This is a genomic window from Colwellia psychrerythraea (assembly GCF_000764225.1).
Classification (GTDB): Bacteria; Pseudomonadota; Gammaproteobacteria; order Enterobacterales; family Alteromonadaceae; genus Colwellia; species Colwellia psychrerythraea_D.
In genome coordinates this window covers 229,023-252,163 of record NZ_JQED01000055.1, presented here as the reverse complement: position 1 = coordinate 252,163, position 23,141 = coordinate 229,023, and the positions used below count along the sequence as shown (strand labels likewise).

The following is a 23,141-nucleotide window of genomic DNA, read 5'->3' as shown; positions in this document are numbered from 1 at the left end:
AATATTTTCACCTAGTACTAATCAAGAAACAGGATTTGATTTTGTAGGATCTCCCCCTGTATCAAGCCAAGTTTTTGTTGGCGACTCACCCATTTCGTTAAGATACTCCTTCACAAAGTCAATAAAGACCTGAGTCCGTTTGGGCAAATTTTTTCGCTTAGGATAAACAATAAACACCCCAGAATTGGGAAATTCATCAACTTTGGCCAACACCTTCATCTTATCTGCCATGACAAGAGCCTTAGCGTTAAAATGGGGCATAAGGCAAAGACCTAAACCTTCAGCACAAAGCTTTGCCATCGCTTCACCATCATCAATAATAGTCACCCGTTTCGGCTCAACATTAATATGTCGGCCCTGATAAGTGAAATTAATAGGCATGGTCTTTCCAGTCTGTTTAAAGCGGAATAATACCCATGGTAAAACAGCGAGTCCTTCATCAGAAATATCAACTTTTTGGGCTACTTCTGAATCACTACAGCCATCACGATTACTGACACAGAGCACAAACGGCATTGGTGAGAGTTTTTGTGCCACTAATCGACTATCGTTTAAGGTGCCACTTCGAATAGAGATATCAACAGCATCGCTGATCATATCGACATATTGATCATTAAAGCTGACCTCTAACTCAATATCAGGATAAGTCTTTTTAAATTGGCTCAACATTGGCAGCATATACACACGGCCATACGATACAGGTAAATTGATCTTAAGCGCACCTTTGAAACTATCATTGGCAGATTTTAATTCGTGTTCACATGATTCAAGTTGCTGGTAGAGAGAACCAACAGTCTCTGCATACTTCTGCCCAGCTGAAGTTAAACTTAATTGCCGAGTAGAACGATAAAGTAATTGTAAACCGAGTTGCTCTTCTAATCTTTTAATCGCTTTGCTGACTGTTGAGGGGTCTGTGGCATGCTTTTTAGCTGTTGCAGAAAAGCTCCCCGTTTCAATAGTCGACATAAATAAAGCAATAGCCTTGAATTTATCCATGGAGTTCTTATTAACAAATAGATTAATGAATTATATTCACCAATATAATTCATTATCCGCACTTCTGATAACAATAATTTGACGTAAACTAGCTTTAATTACAAAAGCTAGCTGTCAAAACTTATTAATAAATAAGCAAATGCCTTTAAAAAGGTAGCTTTAAACAGCTACTTGTAAATAAGTTAGTTTGACTATCTACCAAAACAAATTGCCAAGGGATCCCTTATGTTTATGCTCAGACAATTTTTAATGTCCATCACTCTCACATTACTTATCAGCGCCGCTTCTTTGGCGCACGCCAGTAATTTATCAAAACAATTATTGACTATTCCAATGACTCTAACGACAGGAGAAGTAGTCACCTTAGAACAATATCAAGGTAAAAAACCGGTATATTTAAAATTTTGGGCTACCTGGTGCAAACCATGTATCGAACAAATGCCTCACTTTGAAAAAATCAGCCAACAACATGGAGACGATTTAGCGGTCATCGCCATTAATTTAGGTATCAATGATAATTTAGCGGCAGTACACAGAGTACAAGAAGAGTTTAATCTAACAATGCCGATGGTTATAGACAGCAAGGGCGACTTAGCGCAAGCATTTAGATTGCTTGGCACTCCATATCACTTATTGTTTGATAAACACATGAACTTAGTTCACCTAGGCCACAAAGCCGATTCGGTGCTTGATAACAAAATTGCACTTATCAGTGCCACCAAGGAATTAGAATTACTGGCCGACGATGCGATTACTGAAACTGAAATGCCGCTGAATTTGGAACTGGATGACAGTAAAACACACGCTTTTTTATTTACTGCCACTTGGTGTGACTGGTATTTTAAAGACACTCGTCCTGCCGCTTCAAAGCAATGTATTGCAGCACAAAGTTCAGTCAATAATTTCACAGAACAATTTGACAAATTTGCATGGCAAGGGGTTATTTCAAGACTTTGGACTGGCCCTACTGAATTAGCAAATTACGTTAAGAAGTATCAGATTAAACACCCCATTACAATTGACGTTAGCAACAGCTTGTTTCATCAATATGAAATAAAAGAATTTCCGAGTTTAGTGATGGTAAAAGATGGTGTTGTTATATTGAAAACTTCTGACTTTTCTGACCACGACTCTTTAGCAAAACAATTATCCAAGCTTTAAACAGCATAAGTACTCGCAAAAATTAAAACGCATCTCCAATCAAACTATAGGTTTGTCAATTAACTTAACAAACCTATAGTAAACCTTCACATATCCAATCTTCAAAATAGTTCTGTGATAAAAACAGTTCTAAGATAAAAGTTACTTCTTCCGCAGACTTTTATTAACCTTGAAGCGCTCCTTCCTGCTACTGTTCCACCGCAATGAAATTATTGCTATGTATTGAGTTTGATTTATCCCTTCCATCGCTTTCTCCTCCACCCTCCAGCAAACATAATTGCTGAACGTCATGTAAGACGTAAAACATACCTTAAGCTGATGACTTGTTTATTTTTGAAACAATCATTGCATACGTATTCAATGAGTTTGAAGCACTAACCGACGCTTTGAATACGTATGCAACGACTATCCATCAGTAATTAGCCCCTTTATATTAAAGTTGTTCACAAATAATAACCAATTGATACATGTGACCGCATAACTACATACGTAAATCACAAACATATAATTATTAGGTTAAATGGAAGTTAGCTTATAAAATTAATCATGGATGGCTAGGGGAGAATATTCAATGCTACATTTTAAACCAAGCAAAATGACGTTAGCTTTACTTTCAAGTGGCTTAATGGCATTAAGCACAGCAAGTTTTGCTGCAGAAGAAGCTAACGCTGCAGACAAAAACGCAGAAGACGAAGTTGAAGTAATTCAAGTAACGGGTATTCGTGGAAGCTTACAAAGAGCACAAGCGATTAAAATGAGCTCAAACTCAATTGTTGAAGTTCTTTCTGCTGAAGATATCGGTAAATTACCTGATACTAGTGTTGCCGAATCACTAGCCCGCCTTCCTGGCGTAACAGGTGAGCGTCGTAACGGGCGAACCAGTGGTTTATCTGTACGTGGTTTCAATGAGAACTATGTTGGAACCTCTTTGAACGGTCGTGAGTTACTCGGTATGGGTGATAACCGCGGGGTTGAATTTGATTTATACCCAACGGAAATAGTCTCTAATATAGTGGTATATAAAACACCTGAAGCCGGCCTTATTTCTCAAGGTATTGGTGGTACAATCGATTTACAAACGGTAAGTCCATTAAACTCAGATGCTTCAATGACAGTGAATGCTGTCTATGAACAAAATGAAAAAGACTCAGCTAACCCAGATTATGATAACAACGGACACCGTTTATCGTTCAACTTTGTTGATCAGTTTATGGATGATACCTTAGGTCTTGCTTTAGTTGTTTCATCACAAGAAACCCCTCGCCAAGAAGAAAACTTTCGTGCTTGGGGTTATGCCGACACACCAGATGGCGACAAAGTTTTAGGTGGCCATGATTCTTTTGCTCGTTCTGCAATGATGGAACGTGATTCTGTTGCCGCTATTGTTGAATACCAGCCTAACGATCAACTTACCGTTAAGTTCGACGCTTTATATATTGATTTTGAAGAAAGTGATGTACGTCGAGGCCTTGAAGAAGGTGGCCCTGAATGGGGTGGCGCAAACTATTCTGCTACATCAATTGAAGATGGTTTAGTTACTTCGGGTTATTGGGATGGTTTCCATTCAGTTGTTCGTAATGATGCCAGAACACAAGAATCTGAGTTAACTACTTTTGGTTTAAATGTAGAATATGCTTTAGATGATAATTGGTCTACAGTATTAGACTTATCAATGGGTGATGTTGATAAATCAATCATCGATTTAGAAAGTTATTCTGGTACAGGTCGTGCTGGTGTTGATGGACGTCCCGCAGCGGCTCGTTCATGGGAAATGACTTCAACAGGTGTTATGTATAGCGCTCACCCAACACTTCCAGGTGTTGACTATACTGATGAAAGCCTTATACGCCTTGCCGGCCCTCAATCATGGGGTGCGCCAGTTATCGGTAGTGATGCACAAGATGGTTTTGTTAACCGTCCAGAATTTGAAGAAGAGCTAGACAGTGTTCGCTTTGAAGTTAATGGTGTCGTTGAGTACAGCATTATCAGTGGTATTAGCCTAGGTGTTAATTACTCTGAACGCACAAAATCTAAAATTAATGAAGGTGATTACTTAACCTCTCCAGAGTATCCAGGTGATGGTGCTATTCCTAACGTATTGGGTGTAGCTGATTTAAGCTTTGTTGGCATTGATGGTGTTCTTGCTTATGATAGCTTAGGTCTATACCAAAGTGGTTATTACACTGCAACAGAAGCTTCTTTAGTGCAAACTGACCGTTTAGGCGATACCTACACCGTTAGTGAAGATATGCTAACTTTGTACGCAAAAGTTGATTTCGAAGCTGATTTTGCTGGCATATACATGACAGGTAATTTTGGTATTCAGTACATTGACGTTGACCAGTCATCTACGGGCTTCTCTACCGTTGAAAATGCCGAAGCTTATGTTGTCGCAACTCCTGTCAGTAACGGCGCTTCTTATTCAGATGTTTTACCGACATTGAATTTGAACTTTGAAATTGCTGAAAATCAATTTATTCGTACCGGTTTATCCAAAGTGCAGAGTCGTCCTCGTATGGATGACATGCGTCCTAATGCCCGTGCGACCTTTGCCTATAATGATAATAATATTCAAAGCTCTGATCCAGAAAATGGTCCATGGACCGGTAGTGCTGGGAACCCAACATTAAAGCCGCTAGAAGCTAACCAGTTTGATATTTCTTATGAAAACTACTTTGCTGAAGATGGTTATTTTGCAGCAACATTCTTCTATAAAGATCTAACAAACTGGCACAGAGATACAAGCGCATTAACCGATTTTTCTGATGTATATATTCCTGAGATACATCAAGACTCAAATGGCGATGCACCAGCAACACTAATGGGCTTTGTTGATACCACAGAAGACGGACTAGAAGGTTTTGTCCGTGGTTACGAGTTACAAGCCAGTTTGCCATTACGCATAATGCATGACTCTTTAGAAGGTTTTGGTTTAGTCGTAAGCGGAACATTCTTGGATGGAGAACTTGATGATGGTGGTAAAGTTCCTGGTCTTTCAGAAGAAAGCTATTCATTAACAGCTTACTATGAAAGAAATGGTTTTGAATTCCGTATTGCTGGCACAAAACGTGATAATTTCTTAACTGAAACACGCGGAACTAGCCTTTCTTTAGTATCAACAGAAGATTTAGGTGCTGAAATTTGGGATGCACAAATCAGTTATGACTTCGATGAATCTGGCATAGAGTCATTAAAAGGGTTACGCGTTTCATTCCAAGCTCAGAACCTTACAGATGAAGACACTATTCAAGCTGAGTCTACTGATGCAAGACAAATTACCTCATACCAATCTTTTGGGGCTAACTACTCATTAGGTCTAAACTACAAGTTCTAGTGAAGAATTAGTTATAGTAAAACCTGTCAGTGTACTGACAGGTTTTTTTTTAAGTGACTTTTGCACTATAAAACGGTTAGGGTTTGTAAGTCTTACATTGTTGTCTCTATTAATGACTACCTTTCAAACGTCCAAGACAAAAGTATTGTAGTGCAAAATTCATTTGATTAAATCACACGTTATTTATAAGAGTGGCTCAAACATGAATAATCCAATTAAAAAAGTAGTGGTATTAGGTGGCGGTACATCAGGGTGGATTTCAGCCGCTTTACTGAAAAAAATACTGGGTTCATCAATTCAACTTGAATTGGTTGAGTCTGATGATATCGGCACTATTGGCGTTGGTGAGGCAACTATTCCCCCTATTCGCCATTTAAATAATGTGTTGGGTATTAACGAAGCTGAATTTTTACGGGAAACCAAAGCGACCATTAAACTAGGTATTAATTTTGAAGATTGGAAAAATAGGGGCCATAGCTATCTACATAGTTTTGGTGCCGCAGGGAAAAGCTTAGCTTTTTGTCATTTTCATCACTTATTAAAGCGCGCTAACCAATTAGAAGATGGTAGTCATTTGTGGCAATACGATTTAAATTATTTATGTGCTAAAGCCGGTAAATTTGCCCAAATAAAAAGTAAAGACCCCATTATTGAATTACCCTATGCTTATCATTTTGACGCTGGATTGTATGCAAAGTATCTACGCAAATTTAGTGAAAAACTGGGCGTAATTAGAACAGAAGGTTTAGTCGAACACGTTGAGCAATGCCCTACTTCTGGACATATAACGTCTCTTAAATTGAAGAATGGACAAACCGTTAACGGTGATTTATTTATCGACTGTTCAGGCTTTAGAGGGTTACTTATTCAAGAAAAACTTCGCACGGGTTATGAAGATTGGAGTCATTTACTACAATGCGATCGAGCGATTGCAGTCCCTTCAGAACGTTTAGACAAAACCTTACCTTATACCCGTTCTATTGCACATTCAGCAGGCTGGCAGTGGCGCATTCCACTGCAACACCGTAACGGTAATGGCCTAGTTTACAGTAGTAGCCATTGCAGCGATCAGCAAGCTATGGATACCTTAATGGGTAATTTAGACAGTAAAGCGATTGCTGACCCTAAAGTCATTAGGTTTCAAACAGGCCGACGTTACCAACAGTGGAACAAAAATGTCATCGCTATTGGCCTATCAAGTGGTTTTTTAGAGCCGCTTGAATCGACCAGTATTCACCTAGTGCAATCTGCTGTTGTTCGCTTAGTACACCTTTTTCCCCATCTAGGTATTAATAGCAGTTTAGTGGATGAATTCAACAAACAATCTGCTACTGAGTTTGAACAAATCAGAGACTTTTTAGTACTGCATTATCATGCCACTGAACGAACAGATAGTGATTTTTGGCAAGACATGTGTCAGATGAAAATACCGGATAGTCTCGCCCATAAAATTGAAATATTTAAACAAAGCGGGCGATTATTTAGAGAGCAAAATGATTTGTTCACCGACAGCTCATGGCTGCAAGTGATGTTAGGACAAGGCATTATACCACAAGATTACCATCCAATTGCTGACACTATGTCAGATGAAAAGCTCACTGAAATGCTGAGAAAGGTGAAAGAAATAAAACAAGCGCCAATAGATAAACTACCCAGTCATGATGAGTTTTTGACTATGTATTGTCGTCAGTAGATAGCCAAATATTTATGATAAATAATGTCCCTTATAAAGTGAGCTAAATATGATAATTTCTTCCAGCAACAATAGCAGCAAAAATCCTTCAATAAAGCTTGTCATTGTCGGTGGAGGAACCGCTGGTTGGATGGCGGCAAATTTATTTGCTAAAAAGTGGCCAAAGCAGAAGGTAGAGGTGACCTTAATACAATCTCCTGACGTGGGAATTATTGGTGTTGGGGAAGGATCAACACCGACATTGAAGCGTTTCTTTGAAATGTTAGATATTAAAGAGCATCAATGGATGCCTAGATGCAATGCCACATACAAAGTCAGTATTCGTTTTAACGGCTGGAGTCCTCAATCAGGGGTTGATAGTTATAGCCACCCTTTTCCTACTCAAGTTGATACGTTTACCTCACGTGCTTTTCAAGTTAATTGTGCAACACGCCGTTTAGGGTTAGAGGTAAATACGCAAGCAGAGGACTTTTTATTAAATGGTGAGCTTGCTAAGCAAAATAAAGGACCATTAACGCCCGATAATTTTCCCTTTAAAATGGAATATGGCTATCATTTTAATTCTCATTTACTTGGTGAGTTTTTAGCAGAACAGGCAGTCAATATGGGAGTAACGTTAAGACAAGAACATATCATTAATGTTGAGCGTCACCCTAATGGTGATATTGCTGCCGTGCAAACAAAATCAGGCGAGCGAATCGCCGGAGATTTTTTCATTGATTGCAGCGGGTTTTCTTCAGTAATGATGCAAAAAACACTTGGCGTTACATTTAATAGTTTTAAAGAAAACTTATTTAATGACTCTGCAGTAGTCATGACAACAGAGATGACAGATGTTGTACCTGTAGAAACGGTATCAACGGCGCTTTCTGCCGGTTGGTGTTGGAAAATTCCACTAGCTAACCGCTTTGGCAATGGTTATGTCTATAGTGCAGACTTTATTTCACAAAATGATGCAGAGCTTGAATTTAGACAACACTTAGGCACAGAAGAAGATAAACAAGAGTGCCGACATTTGAAAATGAAAGTGGGTCAGTTGAGCCAACATTGGTCTCATAATTGTTTAGGACTTGGCTTATCTCAAGGTTTTATCGAACCACTCGAAGCTACCGCTTTGCATTTAGTACAAATTGGTATCGAATACTTTATAAGTCAATTTGAAAAAGGTAACTTTAGTGCTCTTCATCGCGATCATTATAATCAATTTATGACCAGACGTTTTGATTGTGTCAGAGATTATATTGTTGCGCATTACAAACTTAATACCAGAGATGATAGTGAATACTGGCGTGCGAATAGAGAAAATTCAAATTTATCAGAATCACTGATTCAATTACTTAATGTTTGGTATAAAAGAGAAGATTTAGCAACCGAAATAGAACGTCAGAAATTAAGTGAGCATTTTGATAGTGTTTCTTGGCATTGCTTGCTTGCTGGATATGGCGCTTTTCCTGCGTTAGCTTTAAATCAACCAGGTACAGGCGATTTATATAAAGACAAAGGTATAAGCGCATTTCTCAAAGGCTGTAGCCTAAACTTCAATAACCATAGTGATTATTTAACAAAAGGTTAGCATTAGCACCTCATACCAATAAACGTTCTATCGGATCTATCAAAAGCTGCTAGCTAAATGCAAAATAGGTACTAGAAACAATAAGTACCTATCCATGATAGTTTAGCTCCCAAGAACCCAGTCATTGATGGTTCAATTCATGTGGAATTTAGACAGTTAAGGTTATTTTCCCTACGGCTTTCCCTGAAGAAAAACGATCGTGCGCTTTTGCAACCTGCCAAATTGAAAAGTTGCTTTCATCAATAATCGGTGTGATTTTACCTGCATCGACCAGGGTTGCAATTTCAGTCAGAATACGACCATGAGAAGCATGATTAATACCGTGGCACAATGGAATAAGCATCAAAACACTGTGAAATGACAAACTTTTCAACGCAATTTGTAGTGGGTCTGCAATGGGTAAAATAGTCGCTACATGACCATAGAATTTAGCTGCTTGGAAGGATTTTTCAATATTATCTCCAGCAACAGTATCAAATACTTTATCAAAACCAGTCCCCTCAGTATAAGCCTGCACGTAGTCGGAAACGGAGGTAGTCTTATAATCAACTAGGTTATCTGCACCCAGTGTTTTTGCGAGCACTTGATTCGCCGGTGAATAAGTTGCAGTCACACTAGCCCCCAATATTTTGGCTAATTGAATCGCAATATGACCAACGCCACCTGTGGCGCCATGAATAAGTACTTTATCACCTGATTGCACATGCATTTTATCAACAAGAGCTTCATAAGCAGTGATTGCCACTAATGGTAAAGCGGCCGCTTGTTTCATCGTCAGCGTTCTAGGTTTATGCGCCATTAATAACGCATCGACCAACATAAATTCAGCTAATGCGCCGTCAACGCCGTTAATACCACCAGCCATACCGTAAACTTCATCCCCGACGTTAAAGCTGGTAACACCTTCCCCTACTTCATGAACAATACCTGCCACATCACCGTGTAATATTTCAGGTAAATTTGTTGACCAAGGCAGCTCTACTGAACGCAACATAGTATCAATTGGGTTCACACTTGTTGCTTTCACCTCAACTACCATATGGCCAGGTTTAGCGGTGGGCTTTACTTTTTCTACCCGTTGAAACACGTCAGAGGGACCGATTTCTTTAATGATCATTGCTTTCATAAATTTCTCTCATAATTTGTTTATTTAGTTAACTACTTGTTAGCTATCTCTTGTAAGTATGGCTATTCTATCTATTGCAAATTGAGCAAACCATAATACAAAGAGCAAATCACATTTGCCTTTTTAGCAACACGAAGTTAGAGTAAAACAATAATAAACAGCTTTATGTTACAGCCACTATGAGTTCACTAAATCGGTTACTGTATTTCAATAGTGTTGTCGAAACCGGCAGTATTTCCCAAACCAGTAGAATTTTTGATGTGCAACCCTCTTCAATTTCTAGACAGCTCGCCGTATTAGAGCAAGAGCTTGGCGTACGGTTGCTAAATAAAACAACAAGGAATACTGGCTTAACTGAAGCTGGGCATAAATATTACGAATATTCACAACGTATTGTCTCAGAAATTGATGAAGCTAAAAGAGTTGTTAATGACTTGCAAGAAGTGCCCAAAGGTAAGCTGAATATCAGTATGACGGTGGGTTTTGGTGAAAGTGTGATACTGCCATTAATTTCGACATTTATTTCGTTGTATCCGAATATCGATATAGAGCTGGAGTTAACCGAACGAGTTGTTGATCTTGTCGAAGAAAATGTTGATGTAGCGATTCGTAGCGGTCGGTTACCTGACTCAAACATGATAGCAAGGCAGTTAACGTTAAATAACTTCCTCTTGTGTGCAAGTCCTCAATATTTACAAAAGCATAGCACCCCACACTCTCCTAAAGAGCTAACAAACCATCAATGCATCAGATACAATTATTCTCGATGGAAAGATTGGTTTTTAATGTCCGAGGAAAAAACAATACTCCCCCTGAACAAAGCCATTTCTGTTAATTCTGTTAATGGTCAAAAACAGCTTGTTCTTAATAATGCTGGTCTCGCATTGATTCCTCTGTGGGCGGTCAAAAAAGAATTAGAAGATGGCTCAATAGTTCAAGTGATGCCAGAGTATACCTTCAGCCCTTATGAAGAGTTGAGTGCCACTTATGCCATCTACTTAAAACGAGAGTTGATTCCTCCAAAGACGCGAGTTTTCTTAGATTTTTTAGCAGAAAATATCATAAACGTTGAGAGTTAATAGCTCTTGTTACGTGTTATTCTCTTTTATCAGCGCAAGTTTTAAAACCGCATAATAAACCTATTCTTCTTCATAACGGATTCAATCTATTGGAGAAATGTCTTTGATAATTTCTGAACTATTTTTACTAATAAGTTTCGTTTTGATAGCGTTACTTATCACCGGCTCAATTGTATATAGCACAGTAAAATTGGGCATATCTCCTATGCCGAGTTCAAATAAAGCTCATCTCGCTATGATTCAGTTAATCAACGAAACGGGCTCAGGTACTATCGTTGACTTGGGAAGTGGCTGGGGTAACTTTGTCATCAGAATCGCCAAAAAATATCCGCAAAGGCAAATAGTAGGATACGAATTATCTTTTCTTCCATGGCTAACATCAAGCTGTCTTAAAAAAATATTGAGGTTACAAAACCTAACCTTACATCGAACAAATTTTTATCACGCTGATTTGTCTATGGCTTGCGTACTAACATGCTATTTGTTTCCCAAAGCGATGGAAAAAATCAACCATAAATTGCAAGTAGAAAAATCTGACGTGCACTTCCTTATTAGTAATAATTTTGCGCTACCTTCTTGGCAACCTTATAAAACAATACAGTTGAGTGATTTTTATAAGTCGCCTATCTATTTATATAAAATTGGTCAGACAAAAACTGAAATAAAGTAGTTTAAAGGAAGCAACACCGAAGTAATTACCTATTTTACAACGCCAAATGACCTGATACCCCCTTCAAAAACGCATCAACAAGAGGTACGGAAAAATTACGCTTGGCTGCGATACCTTTTTAACCATTGAACTGTCACCCTTGTGAATAAAAAACAAACAATATATTGCAATTCTAGCAATAATGCGGTTTAATACCTAAACCGACTAACTAGTCAGTCTATATTTTATCTATTTACGTTTATAGCAATAATCAGGTCTTCACCTGCTTAAACACTACGCTATGTGATCAAGGGAGTTACCGATGAATATGTCAGAAAAAATGAATACAGAAATGCGTGATTTATCAAGCATACTTACTGGGCAGAAACAGGCATATCGCAGTGCTCCTGATCCGTCAGTTAACGAGCGCAAGGCACAGCTAACGGCGTTAAAAAGTGCCCTACTTTCTTTTCAAGATGACTTGGTCAATGCGCTAAATAAAGATTATGGGCAACGTCCCGCGCAAGATAGTTTAATAGCCGATATCATGCCTTGTATCGTCAATATTAATTACACCATTAAACGTCTTAACAAATGGATGAAACCACAACGTCGCCATGCAGGGCTATTATTAGCGCCAGCAAAAGTTGAAGTGCATTATCAACCATTAGGCGTGGTAGGTATTATGGTGCCATGGAATTTCCCTGTCATGTTATCAATTGGCCCATTAATCACGGCATTAGCTGCTGGCAATAGAGCAATGATAAAGTTGTCGGAATTTACCCCCAATACCAACCAAGTTATCAAAAAAATGTTAAACAGCATTTTTGAACAAAATACTGTTGCCTGTATTGAAGGTGAAGCCGACGTCGCAGCAGAGTTTTCTGCATTACCTTTTGATCACTTAATTTTTACTGGTTCGACGACGGTTGGACGCCATGTAATGCGAGCAGCGGCTGATAATCTTACACCAGTCACTTTAGAGTTAGGTGGAAAATCGCCGGTAATTATTGCGCCGGATATGCCAATAGACACCGCTGTTGAGCGCTTAATTTTTGGTAAGTGCTTAAATGCGGGACAAATATGTGTTGCGCCCGATTATATACTTTGCCCTAAAGAGCAAGTCGAAGAATTTATCCTCAGCTATCAAAAACAATTTCAAGCTATGTATAGCGATAAGCAACAAAACGCAGATTATGCCCATGTTATCAACTCAACACAGCATAGTAGATTACTGTCTTGGTTAGATGATGCTGTTAGCAAAGGTGCAAAGGTCGTTCCTGCTAATGGGCAAGAAATTGTGCGTGATTCTCGTGCACTTGCCACACAATTAGTCACTGAAACTACTGATGATATGCTGATCATGCAACAAGAGATATTTGGTCCTATTCTTCCAATCATTAGCTATGAAGATATTTCAGAAACTATTGATTATATTAATCAGCGATCTCGCCCTTTAGCACTCTATATTATGAGTTTTGATACCGAAACTCAGCAGCACTTATTAACTCAAACTCATTCTGGTGGTGTTTGTATTAATGAAACAATCTTTCATGTCGCAGCCGATGACGCGCCTTTTGGAGGAATTGGTGATTCTGGTATGGGGCAATATCATGGTAAGGAAGGTTTTTTAACTTTTTCAAAAGCAAAAACAGTATTGTCTCGAGGCAAGCTAAATATCGGGAAATTAGTACACCCGCCATACGGTGGGTTTATACAAAAACTAATGTTGAAGTTTTTCTTAAGATAATATCAAACGTTTAACATTCAATGATACGATAATGATGTTATTTTCCTGTGTTATATTGGCGCTATTCTATGGTGGAATAGTGCCAATACAAAATTAGTCCTCACTTCATTATTCAGCGCCTTAACCCTATAATAAAGAGTAAACGCATATATGTCTGCACCGACAAACCAGCCTAAAAATAAAAGACAGCAGCTATTAGATGCCGCCTTAGCCTTATTTGTTAATCAAGGTATTTATGCAACATCGACTGCGTCTATAGCTAAAACAGCAGGTGTTGCCACTGGCACGCTTTTTCATCATTTCCCCTCAAAAGATGCCTTAGTACTAGAACTTTATAAAAATATAAAACAAGAATTTGCCCTGCAAATAGCACCATTTAAACTCGATGCAAGTCAATTAGAACAACAAGCTAAAGTTATATGGCAACAAGCAATTGAGTGGGCCTTAGCTAACGCTGAGCAGCAACAGTTTTGCTTACTCGTTATGCAATACCAGCCGCTTTCAGCTGAAACTAAAGCTCAAATATTTGCTGATGAATTTGGTTTTTTAAAAGACATTATGCTTTTTGGACAGCAACAGCAACTTATCGCTGATTACCCTATAGAACTGATGTTAGAAAGTGCCCATGGTCAGTTCCTCACCAGTAGCCAGTTTTTCATTAACAATAGCGATCTTGCCCAAGATAATAAATATCGCGAGGCTGCATTTAATCTTTTCTGGCAGTCGCTCATTCGATAAACGTGTACCGCTTGTTATTGAACCAACGCAACTTGTGATTTATTATCATTTTTCGTTAATGGCTCAGTGCCCCTCTTTCAGCCAAACACACTATAAAATTGCAGTTATTCTGAGTTTCTTCGACTCCATTCCCATCTAATAACGACTAAAACGCAGTTAAAAACGACGACCAAGCTTGTATATCTGTATTTTCCATATTTTTACTATAATCAATAACATTCTGTTGTTATGCTGCGCAATTATCAACTACGTTTAAGTAGTATAAGTAATTTCTGCCTGCGCGATAAGTGACTCCATTTTTATGTAATGCGCTTACTTAAATTCCGTAAAGATTATCTATCAAATATAGCCAAGAGAACCGCGTGTGATTACAACCCTCAAACCTTTTGTCCTACTACTAACCAGTGGCTTTTTATTAATGCTAGGTTATGGATTAAGCAACATTTTGCTACCAGTGCGTATGCAGAGCGATGGGGTGAGCATAGATAATATGGGTTTAGTCTTATCTATGTTATCTGTGGGTTTTTTGCTAGGCGCATATTACAGCCGTATCTTATTACAACGTGCTGGTCACATAAGAATATTTGCCATGTGTGGTAGTTTAACTTCAGTGGCCATTTTACTTTCAGGCCTCTACCCTGAGCCTTTAATGCTTGCTGGTATGAGAATAGTGACCGGATTTTGTATTGCTTGCACCAACGCCACACTTGATAGCTGGTTAAGCAATAGCGCCACTGAAAAAAACAGAGGACGCATACTCTCCATAAATCAGATGATGATAATGACAGCGCTATTTTCTGGCCAGTTTTTATTAAACGTCGCGCCAATTGATGATATTACCCTGTTTGTTATTTGCGGCATTTTATTTAGTTTGTCCATAACGCCCATCGTTATTAGCAGGCAACAAGGCCCTCAAATTGAAGACAGTCAATCGATGTCTTTAATAACGGTTTTCAAACTATCTCCTTTGGGTGTGGTAAGTTGCTTTTATTGTGGGGTTCTGTATGCAGGTCTATTGAATATGTTGCCTATCTTTGCCAGTAAAAACGGCATTACAGATTTAGACTTGTCAATATTTATGGGAGCAGCTATCTCGGGTGCAATCATTCTACAGTTCCCTATAGCCTATTTATCGGATAAATTTGATCGCCGAAAAGTCATGTTATTTATGGTAGCGACGCTCATTTTATTGTGCTTATCGGTACCATTACTTATGTCAAAAGACATGTTCAAACTAACCTTATTAGTGATTGCACTAATCACTGGCTTGGTTGCTTGCCTTTACCCCATGAGCATGTCTGAAACGTTTGATAAAGTACTAAAAGAGCAAATTTTATCGGCAATGAGTTCACTATTATTGATCTATGCATTGGGTAGTATTTTAGGGCCTTACCTAGCTTCTGTTGTTATGGATTCCTTCGGTAGCAGTGCACTGTTTAGTTTTATGAATGTGGTCGCTTTAACGCTATTATTCTTTATAATTCTTCGAATGAAACTACGACAATCTTTACCCCTCGATGAGCAAGAAAGCTTTATCATGCAAACCCCCAGTGGCGTCGTATCAGAGCTGGATCCTCGTACACACTACGCAGAGGCACAATTTGAATCAACTCCAGAAGTGGAAGTTGCGATTAGCTTGGCCAATAAAAACCCATCAGCTGCCGTCAATATGGTTAAAGCACTAGTGCTAAGGGACCCTGATAATGCGTCAAATTTAGCCGCTGCATTAAGTACCATTGAAGCGATAGATATAGGTAAACTATATGCAGCTATAACGTCGGCAGCTCCACAAATGAGTATACATATAGCTGAAGCCCTAACCAATGCTTCCCCTGAGCAAGCAGATCAGTTAGTTGATTGGATCACCTCGGAATACCCGGATCAATTTACTAACATTGTGGTTGCGATTGCTAATGCAATGCCAGATAACGGTATTGATTTAATGGAGTTAGCCGCTGAAAATATGGCGGAAGAATACCCCAGCGAATTATTAGAAATGACTGAAGAGTACATGACAAGCCTATCTGATTCTTTAGAGGCAATGAGACCGGTTGATAGAGTTGCGGCGGCGTCAGAAAATACGGCAACCGAGCTCTATAATCGTTTAACAGATGTTTCTCCAGAGCAATCTGCGGAGCTCGCTCTTACCGTTTCAGAGTCTCTACCTGAATCGTCTAATGATGTTGCTGAAGCTTATGTTCAGAACTTGATTGACAGTGAAAGTGAAAATGAGACTGAAAACAACAGCGAACATGAAAATGAGCAAGTATTCTCAGAAGATGCCCTAGAAAATATTGAGTCTGCTGCAAGTAATTACATTAATCATATCGTTGAGAATATTCCTGAGCATGCTGTTGATATTGCGAGTACTTTCGTTGACTCTTTTCCTGAGGTGGCCTCAGATATGCTTGAAATATTACAAAATTCAGATGATATTGAAGATAGCGAATTAAGTATTTCTATCGATGATAAACCATTACAAAACATTGTAGAGCAGCAATTACAAGAAGCGGTGCAGACGCAATCTGATGATAATGAGCAAAACAGTTAAAGTTGGCTGGATATAAAGCTGGGGTCATATAAAGCTGGCATTTATTTCGACACCTGTCGAGTTTGAGTTATTGAACTCTCTAGATAATATATTCCTATTACTTGTACGCTAACAAATAATAGGAATAAGTAGACTTACATCACGACTACATAGCTAATTCAATTGATAAATGGCAAAACTCAGTGGCGCTATTTCACCAACCTTTCCAGATTCCATTGAACGATAAAGCAAGGTGGTTTCTTTAACGCCAGTTTTCTCTAATACCAGTTTCAAACTTTGCGCATTTTTTGCTGTATTAAAGACAACCAATAGATTTTGCGCCTTAGCTTTAGTTGTTGCTTTCAATTGACGTGTAATGGCAAAAATACCCGCTTCATTTTGGGAATATACCACGGCCTGCTCACCAAAACGTAACGCTGGATATTGCTGATATAACTGAGAGTATTTAGCAAAACTTTGATAAAAAAGGTGATTTGTATCAAAGTTATCATCGGCTGTAGTCTTACTTGTTGCCAATAAATCATCGTCATTATAGCTAGCAACGAATGAAGGCATCATATCTTGTCGTGAAGCTTGATCACCACCATCACCAACAAAGCCTTGTTCATCGCCATAGTAAATGACCGGTACACCACGACTAAAGAACATCATAGCGTGCGCCAATAAATTACGCTGAATTTGTGCTTGTTCACTATAGTTATGAGGACTTTGTTTCAGAGCATAAGCAAAGCGACCCATGTCATGATTACCGGTAAAGTTCACAAGTTGATTCGCATTAGTATTACTAATATATTTATGCTCAGTATTATAAAAATGATCTTTAGCGAAAAGTTGTGCCAATACATCAGTTCCCTGCTGTTCAACCAAGGCTTTAGTCATCACGCCTTGAAAAGCAAAATCTAATACTGAAGGGATTTTTGCCTCCGTGGTAAAGCGGCTTAATAATTCGGGTTCAAAACTATAAACTTCACCAAACATAAAAAAGTTATCAATGCCTTGTGATTTAGCATGGTGCAATAGGGCTGGAGAGAATTGCTGCCAAAACTCTATATTGACATGTTTAACAGTATCAATACGAAAACCATCAGGTTTGAACTCATCAATAATGTCCTGGTAAATAGCAATCATGCCATTCACAACACTCGATTTTTGGGTATATAAGTCATCCAGACCAGCAAAATCACCGCGCACCGAGCTCTCTCCTCGCCAAAATGAATCACCTTGGTTGTGATAAACATCGATATCATTAAGCCATGCAGGATACTTTAGGGCTTCTTCACCTGTAGGAATGAGTGGACTGTAATGCTTGCCTTGAGCGATTTGTGCCATTGAAATAAATGGACAACCATTGCCTTTTGTCACATCAACTATCCAACCCAAACCGTCTTCCCCATGACACTCTTTGGTCTTGATCACATCAGCGGTATGGTTAGTAATAATATCAAAAAATACTTTTATATTACGTTTATGAGCTTGGTTGATGAAGTTTTTCAGTTCAGCGTTACTGCCCAAATGCGGGTCGATTTCGGTAAAGTCTAATATCCAATAACCGTGATAACCCGAAGTTCCTGCTTGCATAGCACGATTACGTAATATCGGCGTTAACCAAATGGCACTGACGCCCATATTATCAAGGTACGGTAATTTTTCAGTTAAGCCAGCTAAATCACCGCCGTGATACATACCTTTATGTGTTTTATCTAAACCACCACGAGATACTGCACGCTTTTTATCCCCCTTGGCAGCGCCTAAATCATTGCTAGTATCGGCATTGTAAAAACGGTCAGGTAAAACAAAGTAAAAGACCTCATCTTGAAATTCTCGTTGCTGATAAGGTGCTAAACTTGCAGCCTTTGCCGTTAACTTTTCTGCTAACTTAACCTCAGAAGCTTGACTTAATTGAGAGGTAACACATGCCAAACCGATAGCGGCGAATACCGAACATTTCCTGATAAAATTCATAGAGATTCTCTTATTACGTTTACCGTATTGACTTACTGACATATCTAACTAAGTAACTGACTAAGCAAGCTATTAAAGCTTGCCATAAAAACAACCGAATGGTGGTAATTGTAATGTACCATCAGCAATTGTTGCGCTCACTAACTTATGACCTGATAACTCAGTGATGTTATCACTGTGCTGAGTAAGTGAAGATAAAGCCACAGTTTGCTTTTGATCACTAAAGTTAAAGCATACTAATAGCTGCTCACCTTCATATTGACGAACAAAAGTTAATAGTGGTTCAGCGGTATCAATAAAGTTAATGTCACCGTAGCGCAATGCTGGTTGCTCTTTGCGCCAACGGTTAAAGTGACGATAGCTATTTAGCACAGAATCAACCGTTTCATCTTGTACATCGACTGAGTCAGCAAAATGTTCATTAGATACCGGTAACCACGGTTTGCCTTTACTAAAGCCTGCATTGATTGCATTATGTTGCCAGGGATGCGGTGTTCTACAACCATCTCGACCTTTAAACTGCGGCCAAAAAGTGATGCCATAAGGGTCTTGAATATCTTCAAAGGCAATATCAGCTTCTGTTAAACCTAACTCTTCCCCTTGGTAACTACAAACACTGCCTCGTAATGATGAAATCATCGCGAAAAGCATTTTAGCAAAATCCTTACTATTAAAACCGCCCCATCTACTGACAACTCGCTCGACATCGTGATTTGAAATAGACCAACATGGCCAACCATCTAACACACGGGACTCAAGGTTTTGTACTACTTGCTTAATATAACTAGCGCTAAAATTATCCGTCAATAAATCAAAGCTGTACCCCATATGCAAACGATGTTCGCCTTGGGTATATTCAGCCATAGTTTTTAATGAATCTTCTGAAGATATTTCACCTAAAGCAACCGTACCTGGGTACTGATTGAGTAAACTTCTAATATCTTCCATAAAACCTAAATTTTCATCTTGGGTATTATTGAAATAATGATATTGGTACGCGTATGGGTTTTTCTCATCAAAGCCAATGCTTGTTCTTAATTCCTTAGCTTTTGCAGGGTTATCACGCAACTGGGCATCATGATAACAAAAGTTAATCGCATCAAGGCGGAAGCCATCAACGCCGCGTTTCAGCCAAAATTCAATATTGTCTAATACCGCTTGACGTACATCAGGGTTATGGAAATTTAAATCTGGCTGACTCGTTAAAAAGTTATGTAGGTAGTATTGTTGACGTCTTGGCTCCCAAGTCCAGCCTGTTCCACCAAAGATTGATAACCAATTGTTAGGTGCAGTGCCATCATCTTTGGCATCACTCCAGACATACCAATCCGCTTTGTCGTTAGTTTGGTCTTCACGTGAATCAATAAACCATTGATGTTGATCAGAGGTATGGCTAAGCACCTGATCAATCATAATTTTAATACCAAGCGCATGTGCTTTAATAACAAGTTCATCAAAGTCAGCCAGCGTACCAAAAATAGGATCTATTTCACGGTAGTCACTAATATCATAGCCAAAGTCTTTCATTGGGGACTTGAAAAAAGGAGAGATCCAAATAGCATCAACCCCTAGACTAGCAATATAATCTAACTTGCTAATGATTCCAGGTAAATCGCCAATACCATCCTGATTAGCATCATAGAAGCTACGTGGATAAATTTGATAAATTACCGCGCCACGCCACCACATTTGTTCATTCATTTGAAAACCCCAACACTGATACTTGTTCAACTGGTAATAGTTATTATCAACAGTCGTGATTCAAGCATTTAATAATTCTTTCAAATAAGAATACGCAAATAAAAAGTTAGCTGAAAGGCTTTGCATACGTATGTATAACAAATCCCTTAAATTGCATACGTATGTAATACTTATGGAATACTTATACCAGCTTGCATACGTATTCAAGATGCTGCCTGCGGTAGACTAGGGTTATTATCGTTAGCACTCTCGTATTCCCCTCAACCTTAAGGGTATTGTTTTGCGTTTATTCACATTGAAATACTTCACCATTCATTCATTAACTTGTTTAGTCATTGCCTTATTAACTTGCTTGGTTATATCTACGCCGACATTGGCAAGTTCGGGGAATTACCTCAATCATAAATTAGCGGATGATAGTGTCGTTATCACCACAGACTCAGTAACAGTCACCTTGAGTGCTTACGGTGAAAGTGCCATAGCGGTACATTACCAAAACCTTGAGGACAAGCTGCCGGCGAGTCACCTGCCCTCTTTCGCTATTAAAGAAAATGCCCATAATAGTAAGTTTGTTATAAAAGAAGATAAGGATCAGCTGACCTTAACCGTAAATAAGCTGAGCGCGGTGATCAAAAAAACGCCCTTTGCTATTAGTTATTACCAGAAAAATAAGCAGCAGGAAGACACATTACTTATCGCCGAACAACAAGGTTTCTTTCGCGATACCTTCGTTGAAGAAGCTGAAAAAATAGCCGTTCAAGGGTTTCGCTTTCACTTAAATGATACTGAAAAGCTGCTCGGCGGCGGTGAACGTGTATTGGGAATGGATAGACGCGGTCATAGTTTCCCTTTATATAACCGAGCGCATTACGGCTATACCACACAGTCAGAACAAATGAATTTCTCAATACCCGCAGTAATGTCGAGTAATAAATATATTGTGCTATTTGATAACTCAGCCAAGGGCTATATGGATTTAGCGAAAAAAGAAAAGAATACTCTTGAGTTTTCTGCCATTGCCGGTCGTATGGCTTATATTGTTTTTTCTGCTGACACTTACCCTAAGCTGCTCAACAACTATGTTGATGTTACCGGTAAACAACCGCTACCTCCACGTTGGTCTTTAGGTAACTATGCTTCACGTTTTGGCTATCGCTCAGAAGCCGAAGTACGAAATACGGTCAATAAATTTATCGATTTAGATTTCCCCCTTGATGCGTTAATTCTAGATTTATATTGGTTTGGTAAAGATATTAAAGGTCATATGGGCAATCTGGCTTGGGATAAAAATGCCTTCCCTGAGCCTGAAAAAATGATAAGTGATATTAAAGAGCAAGGCGTAAACACTATTTTGATCACTGAACCCTTTGTGCTAAGTACTTCTGGCAAGTGGCAAGATGCTGTTGAATCCCAGGCATTAGCTAAAGATGCACAAGGTAAAGCTAAGCAATTCGACTTTTACTTTGGTAATACCGGTTTAGTTGACGTCTTTAATAACAAAGGTCAGCAATGGTTTAACAATATTTACCGAAAACTTTATCAGCAAGGTGTAGCTGGTTGGTGGGGTGATTTAGGTGAGCCAGAAGTTCATCCTAGCGATACCTTACATACTCTTAGCGATGGCAGTGTCGTTAATGCTGACGCCATACATAATGTGTATGGTCATCAATGGGCAAAAATGGTTTTTGAGAATCAACTTACCATGAGCCCTGATCAGCGACCATTTATTCTAATGCGTTCAGGTTTTGCTGGTTCACAGCGTTATGGCATGATCCCGTGGACAGGTGACGTTAGTCGCTCTTGGGGTGGCTTAAAACCGCAAGTTGAGTTGAGCTTGCAAATGAGTGTATTAGGCATGGCTTATACTCACTCTGATTTAGGTGGTTTTGCCGGCGGCGAGAAGTTTGACCAAGAAATGTATATCCGTTGGTTGCAATATGGTGTTTTCCAACCTATTTACCGTCCACACGCCCAAGATAACATTGCGCCTGAAGTGGTATTTCATGACAAACGCACGCAAGATATTTTACGAGAGTACATAAAATTAAGATATAACCTGCTGCCATACAACTACACCCTAGCCTATCAAAATAGTACTACTGGCATGCCGTTAATGCGTCCGCTCTTTTTTGAGCAACAGTTTGAAGAGAGTTCTGCCCAAGCAGTTAAAGACAAGCTAGAAAATAAGGCTAACTTAACTGCATTTGATAACGCGAGCAGTTACTTGTGGGGTGATGCTTTTCTAGTAACACCTGTTGTTTCAGCTGATGTCAGCTCTGTCGCAATAGATTTACCTGTTGGCGTTTGGTTTGATTATTTTGCTAATAAGAATGAGCCAAGTAAAAAATATCAGGGCAATCAAACCATCAATTTACCAACCTCTTTAGAGAGACTGCCAGTACTAGTGCGCGCCGGTGCCTTTATTCCCATGAATGATGATATTCAATCAACACAGGATTATGACGCCAGTAAATTAACCTTACATTATTATGCAGATGATTCAGTCGCTACCGCTGACTATGAGATGTATGAAGATGATGGCAAAACTTATCAAGCGATTGAAAAAGGTTTATTTGAGTTACTACAATTTTCAGCTAATCAACAGCAGCAACAGTTGAGCATAAGCCTTATCCGCAAAGGAAAAGGTTATAGCGGCATGCCTAAAGAGCGTAACATGACTGTCGTTATTCATAATATCACGCAAGCCCCAAGCAAGATCAAATTGAACAATAAAGTAATAAAAACTGGTCTTTGGCAAGAGAAAAGCAATACCTTAACCGTCACTTTTGCTTGGCAGCATCAACCTATAACCTTAACGATACAATAAG

General features: G+C 39.0%; 14 protein-coding genes. 10 read left to right on the top strand and 4 right to left on the bottom strand.

The features are described 5' to 3' along the window. Window positions 1-21: 21 nt before the first annotated feature. The gene (locus tag ND2E_RS02675) at window positions 22-996 is read right to left on the bottom strand and encodes a LysR family transcriptional regulator (RefSeq protein WP_033095520.1); all 975 of its coding nucleotides are present in this window, start codon (window positions 994-996) and stop codon (window positions 22-24) included. Window positions 997-1,221: 225 nt separating this feature from the next. On the opposite strand from ND2E_RS02675, the gene ND2E_RS02680 reads away from it, so the two are divergent. The 4 genes from ND2E_RS02680 to ND2E_RS02695 all read left to right on the top strand — a co-directional run bounded on the left by ND2E_RS02680 (window position 1,222) and on the right by ND2E_RS02695 (window position 8,757). Further along, complete coding sequence (locus ND2E_RS02680) at window positions 1,222-2,157, top strand: TlpA family protein disulfide reductase (RefSeq protein WP_033095519.1); 936 nt, start codon at window positions 1,222-1,224, stop codon at window positions 2,155-2,157. A gap of 571 nt (window positions 2,158-2,728) precedes the next feature. Further along, the gene (locus ND2E_RS02685; protein ID WP_033095518.1) at window positions 2,729-5,491 is read left to right on the top strand and encodes a TonB-dependent receptor; all 2,763 of its coding nucleotides are present in this window, start codon (window positions 2,729-2,731) and stop codon (window positions 5,489-5,491) included. Between the two features lie 202 nt (window positions 5,492-5,693). Beyond that, window positions 5,694-7,184: a tryptophan halogenase family protein gene (locus ND2E_RS02690; protein ID WP_033095517.1), complete on the top strand. Its 1,491-nt coding sequence runs from the start codon at window positions 5,694-5,696 to the stop codon at window positions 7,182-7,184. A 49-nt stretch (window positions 7,185-7,233) separates the two neighbouring features. Beyond that, window positions 7,234-8,757 carry a tryptophan halogenase family protein gene (locus ND2E_RS02695; protein ID WP_052056955.1) on the top strand — a complete coding sequence of 508 codons (1,524 nt, stop codon included), beginning with the start codon at window positions 7,234-7,236 and terminating at the stop codon, window positions 8,755-8,757. A 148-nt stretch (window positions 8,758-8,905) separates the two neighbouring features. Here ND2E_RS02695 and ND2E_RS02700 read toward each other — a convergent pair whose 3' ends face one another. Then, window positions 8,906-9,883, bottom strand: a complete 978-nt coding sequence (locus ND2E_RS02700; RefSeq protein WP_033095516.1) for a zinc-dependent alcohol dehydrogenase family protein — start codon at window positions 9,881-9,883, stop codon at window positions 8,906-8,908. Window positions 9,884-10,062: 179 nt separating this feature from the next. Here ND2E_RS02700 and ND2E_RS02705 point away from each other — a divergent pair, with 179 nt between their 5' ends. The 5 genes from ND2E_RS02705 to ND2E_RS02725 all read left to right on the top strand — a co-directional run bounded on the left by ND2E_RS02705 (window position 10,063) and on the right by ND2E_RS02725 (window position 16,650). Beyond that, the gene (locus tag ND2E_RS02705; RefSeq protein WP_033095515.1) at window positions 10,063-10,962 is read left to right on the top strand and encodes a LysR family transcriptional regulator; all 900 of its coding nucleotides are present in this window, start codon (window positions 10,063-10,065) and stop codon (window positions 10,960-10,962) included. Between the two features lie 205 nt (window positions 10,963-11,167). After that, window positions 11,168-11,632 (top strand): class I SAM-dependent methyltransferase, encoded by a 465-nt coding sequence (locus ND2E_RS02710; protein ID WP_052057013.1) that lies wholly within the window; start codon window positions 11,168-11,170, stop codon window positions 11,630-11,632. 301 nt (window positions 11,633-11,933) lie between these two features. Continuing rightward, a complete protein-coding gene (locus tag ND2E_RS02715; protein WP_033095513.1) occupies window positions 11,934-13,361 on the top strand; it encodes a coniferyl aldehyde dehydrogenase in 1,428 nt (475 codons plus the stop codon). 150 nt (window positions 13,362-13,511) lie between these two features. Then, a complete protein-coding gene (locus tag ND2E_RS02720; protein WP_033095512.1) occupies window positions 13,512-14,099 on the top strand; it encodes a TetR/AcrR family transcriptional regulator in 588 nt (195 codons plus the stop codon). 364 nt (window positions 14,100-14,463) lie between these two features. Continuing rightward, window positions 14,464-16,650 (top strand): MFS transporter, encoded by a 2,187-nt coding sequence (locus ND2E_RS02725; RefSeq protein ID WP_081962109.1) that lies wholly within the window; start codon window positions 14,464-14,466, stop codon window positions 16,648-16,650. A gap of 153 nt (window positions 16,651-16,803) precedes the next feature. Here ND2E_RS02725 and ND2E_RS02730 read toward each other — a convergent pair whose 3' ends face one another. Together ND2E_RS02730 and ND2E_RS02735 are read right to left on the bottom strand one after the other, a co-directional pair. Continuing rightward, window positions 16,804-18,612: an alpha-amylase family glycosyl hydrolase gene (locus ND2E_RS02730; protein WP_033095511.1), complete on the bottom strand. Its 1,809-nt coding sequence runs from the start codon at window positions 18,610-18,612 to the stop codon at window positions 16,804-16,806. Window positions 18,613-18,684: 72 nt separating this feature from the next. Beyond that, the gene (locus tag ND2E_RS02735; RefSeq protein WP_033095510.1) at window positions 18,685-20,313 is read right to left on the bottom strand and encodes an alpha-glucosidase family protein; all 1,629 of its coding nucleotides are present in this window, start codon (window positions 20,311-20,313) and stop codon (window positions 18,685-18,687) included. A 280-nt stretch (window positions 20,314-20,593) separates the two neighbouring features. On the opposite strand from ND2E_RS02735, the gene ND2E_RS02740 reads away from it, so the two are divergent. Then, window positions 20,594-23,140 (top strand): glycoside hydrolase family 31 protein, encoded by a 2,547-nt coding sequence (locus ND2E_RS02740; protein ID WP_033095509.1) that lies wholly within the window; start codon window positions 20,594-20,596, stop codon window positions 23,138-23,140. Window position 23,141: the final 1 nt, after the last annotated feature.

Excerpts from the sequence above, each read along its gene's own strand:
- ND2E_RS02675 (WP_033095520.1), bottom strand. The coding sequence starts at position 996 with ATGGATAAATTCAAGGCTATTGCTTTATTTATGTCGACTATTGAAACG.
- ND2E_RS02680 (WP_033095519.1), top strand. The coding sequence starts at position 1,222 with ATGTTTATGCTCAGACAATTTTTAATGTCCATCACTCTCACATTACTT.
- ND2E_RS02685 (WP_033095518.1), top strand. The coding sequence starts at position 2,729 with ATGCTACATTTTAAACCAAGCAAAATGACGTTAGCTTTACTTTCAAGT.
- ND2E_RS02690 (WP_033095517.1), top strand. The coding sequence starts at position 5,694 with ATGAATAATCCAATTAAAAAAGTAGTGGTATTAGGTGGCGGTACATCA.
- ND2E_RS02695 (WP_052056955.1), top strand. The coding sequence starts at position 7,234 with ATGATAATTTCTTCCAGCAACAATAGCAGCAAAAATCCTTCAATAAAG.
- ND2E_RS02700 (WP_033095516.1), bottom strand. The coding sequence starts at position 9,883 with ATGAAAGCAATGATCATTAAAGAAATCGGTCCCTCTGACGTGTTTCAA.
- ND2E_RS02705 (WP_033095515.1), top strand. The coding sequence starts at position 10,063 with ATGAGTTCACTAAATCGGTTACTGTATTTCAATAGTGTTGTCGAAACC.
- ND2E_RS02710 (WP_052057013.1), top strand. The coding sequence starts at position 11,168 with ATGCCGAGTTCAAATAAAGCTCATCTCGCTATGATTCAGTTAATCAAC.
- ND2E_RS02715 (WP_033095513.1), top strand. The coding sequence starts at position 11,934 with ATGAATATGTCAGAAAAAATGAATACAGAAATGCGTGATTTATCAAGC.
- ND2E_RS02720 (WP_033095512.1), top strand. The coding sequence starts at position 13,512 with ATGTCTGCACCGACAAACCAGCCTAAAAATAAAAGACAGCAGCTATTA.
- ND2E_RS02730 (WP_033095511.1), bottom strand. The coding sequence starts at position 18,612 with ATGAATTTTATCAGGAAATGTTCGGTATTCGCCGCTATCGGTTTGGCA.
- ND2E_RS02735 (WP_033095510.1), bottom strand. The coding sequence starts at position 20,313 with ATGAATGAACAAATGTGGTGGCGTGGCGCGGTAATTTATCAAATTTAT.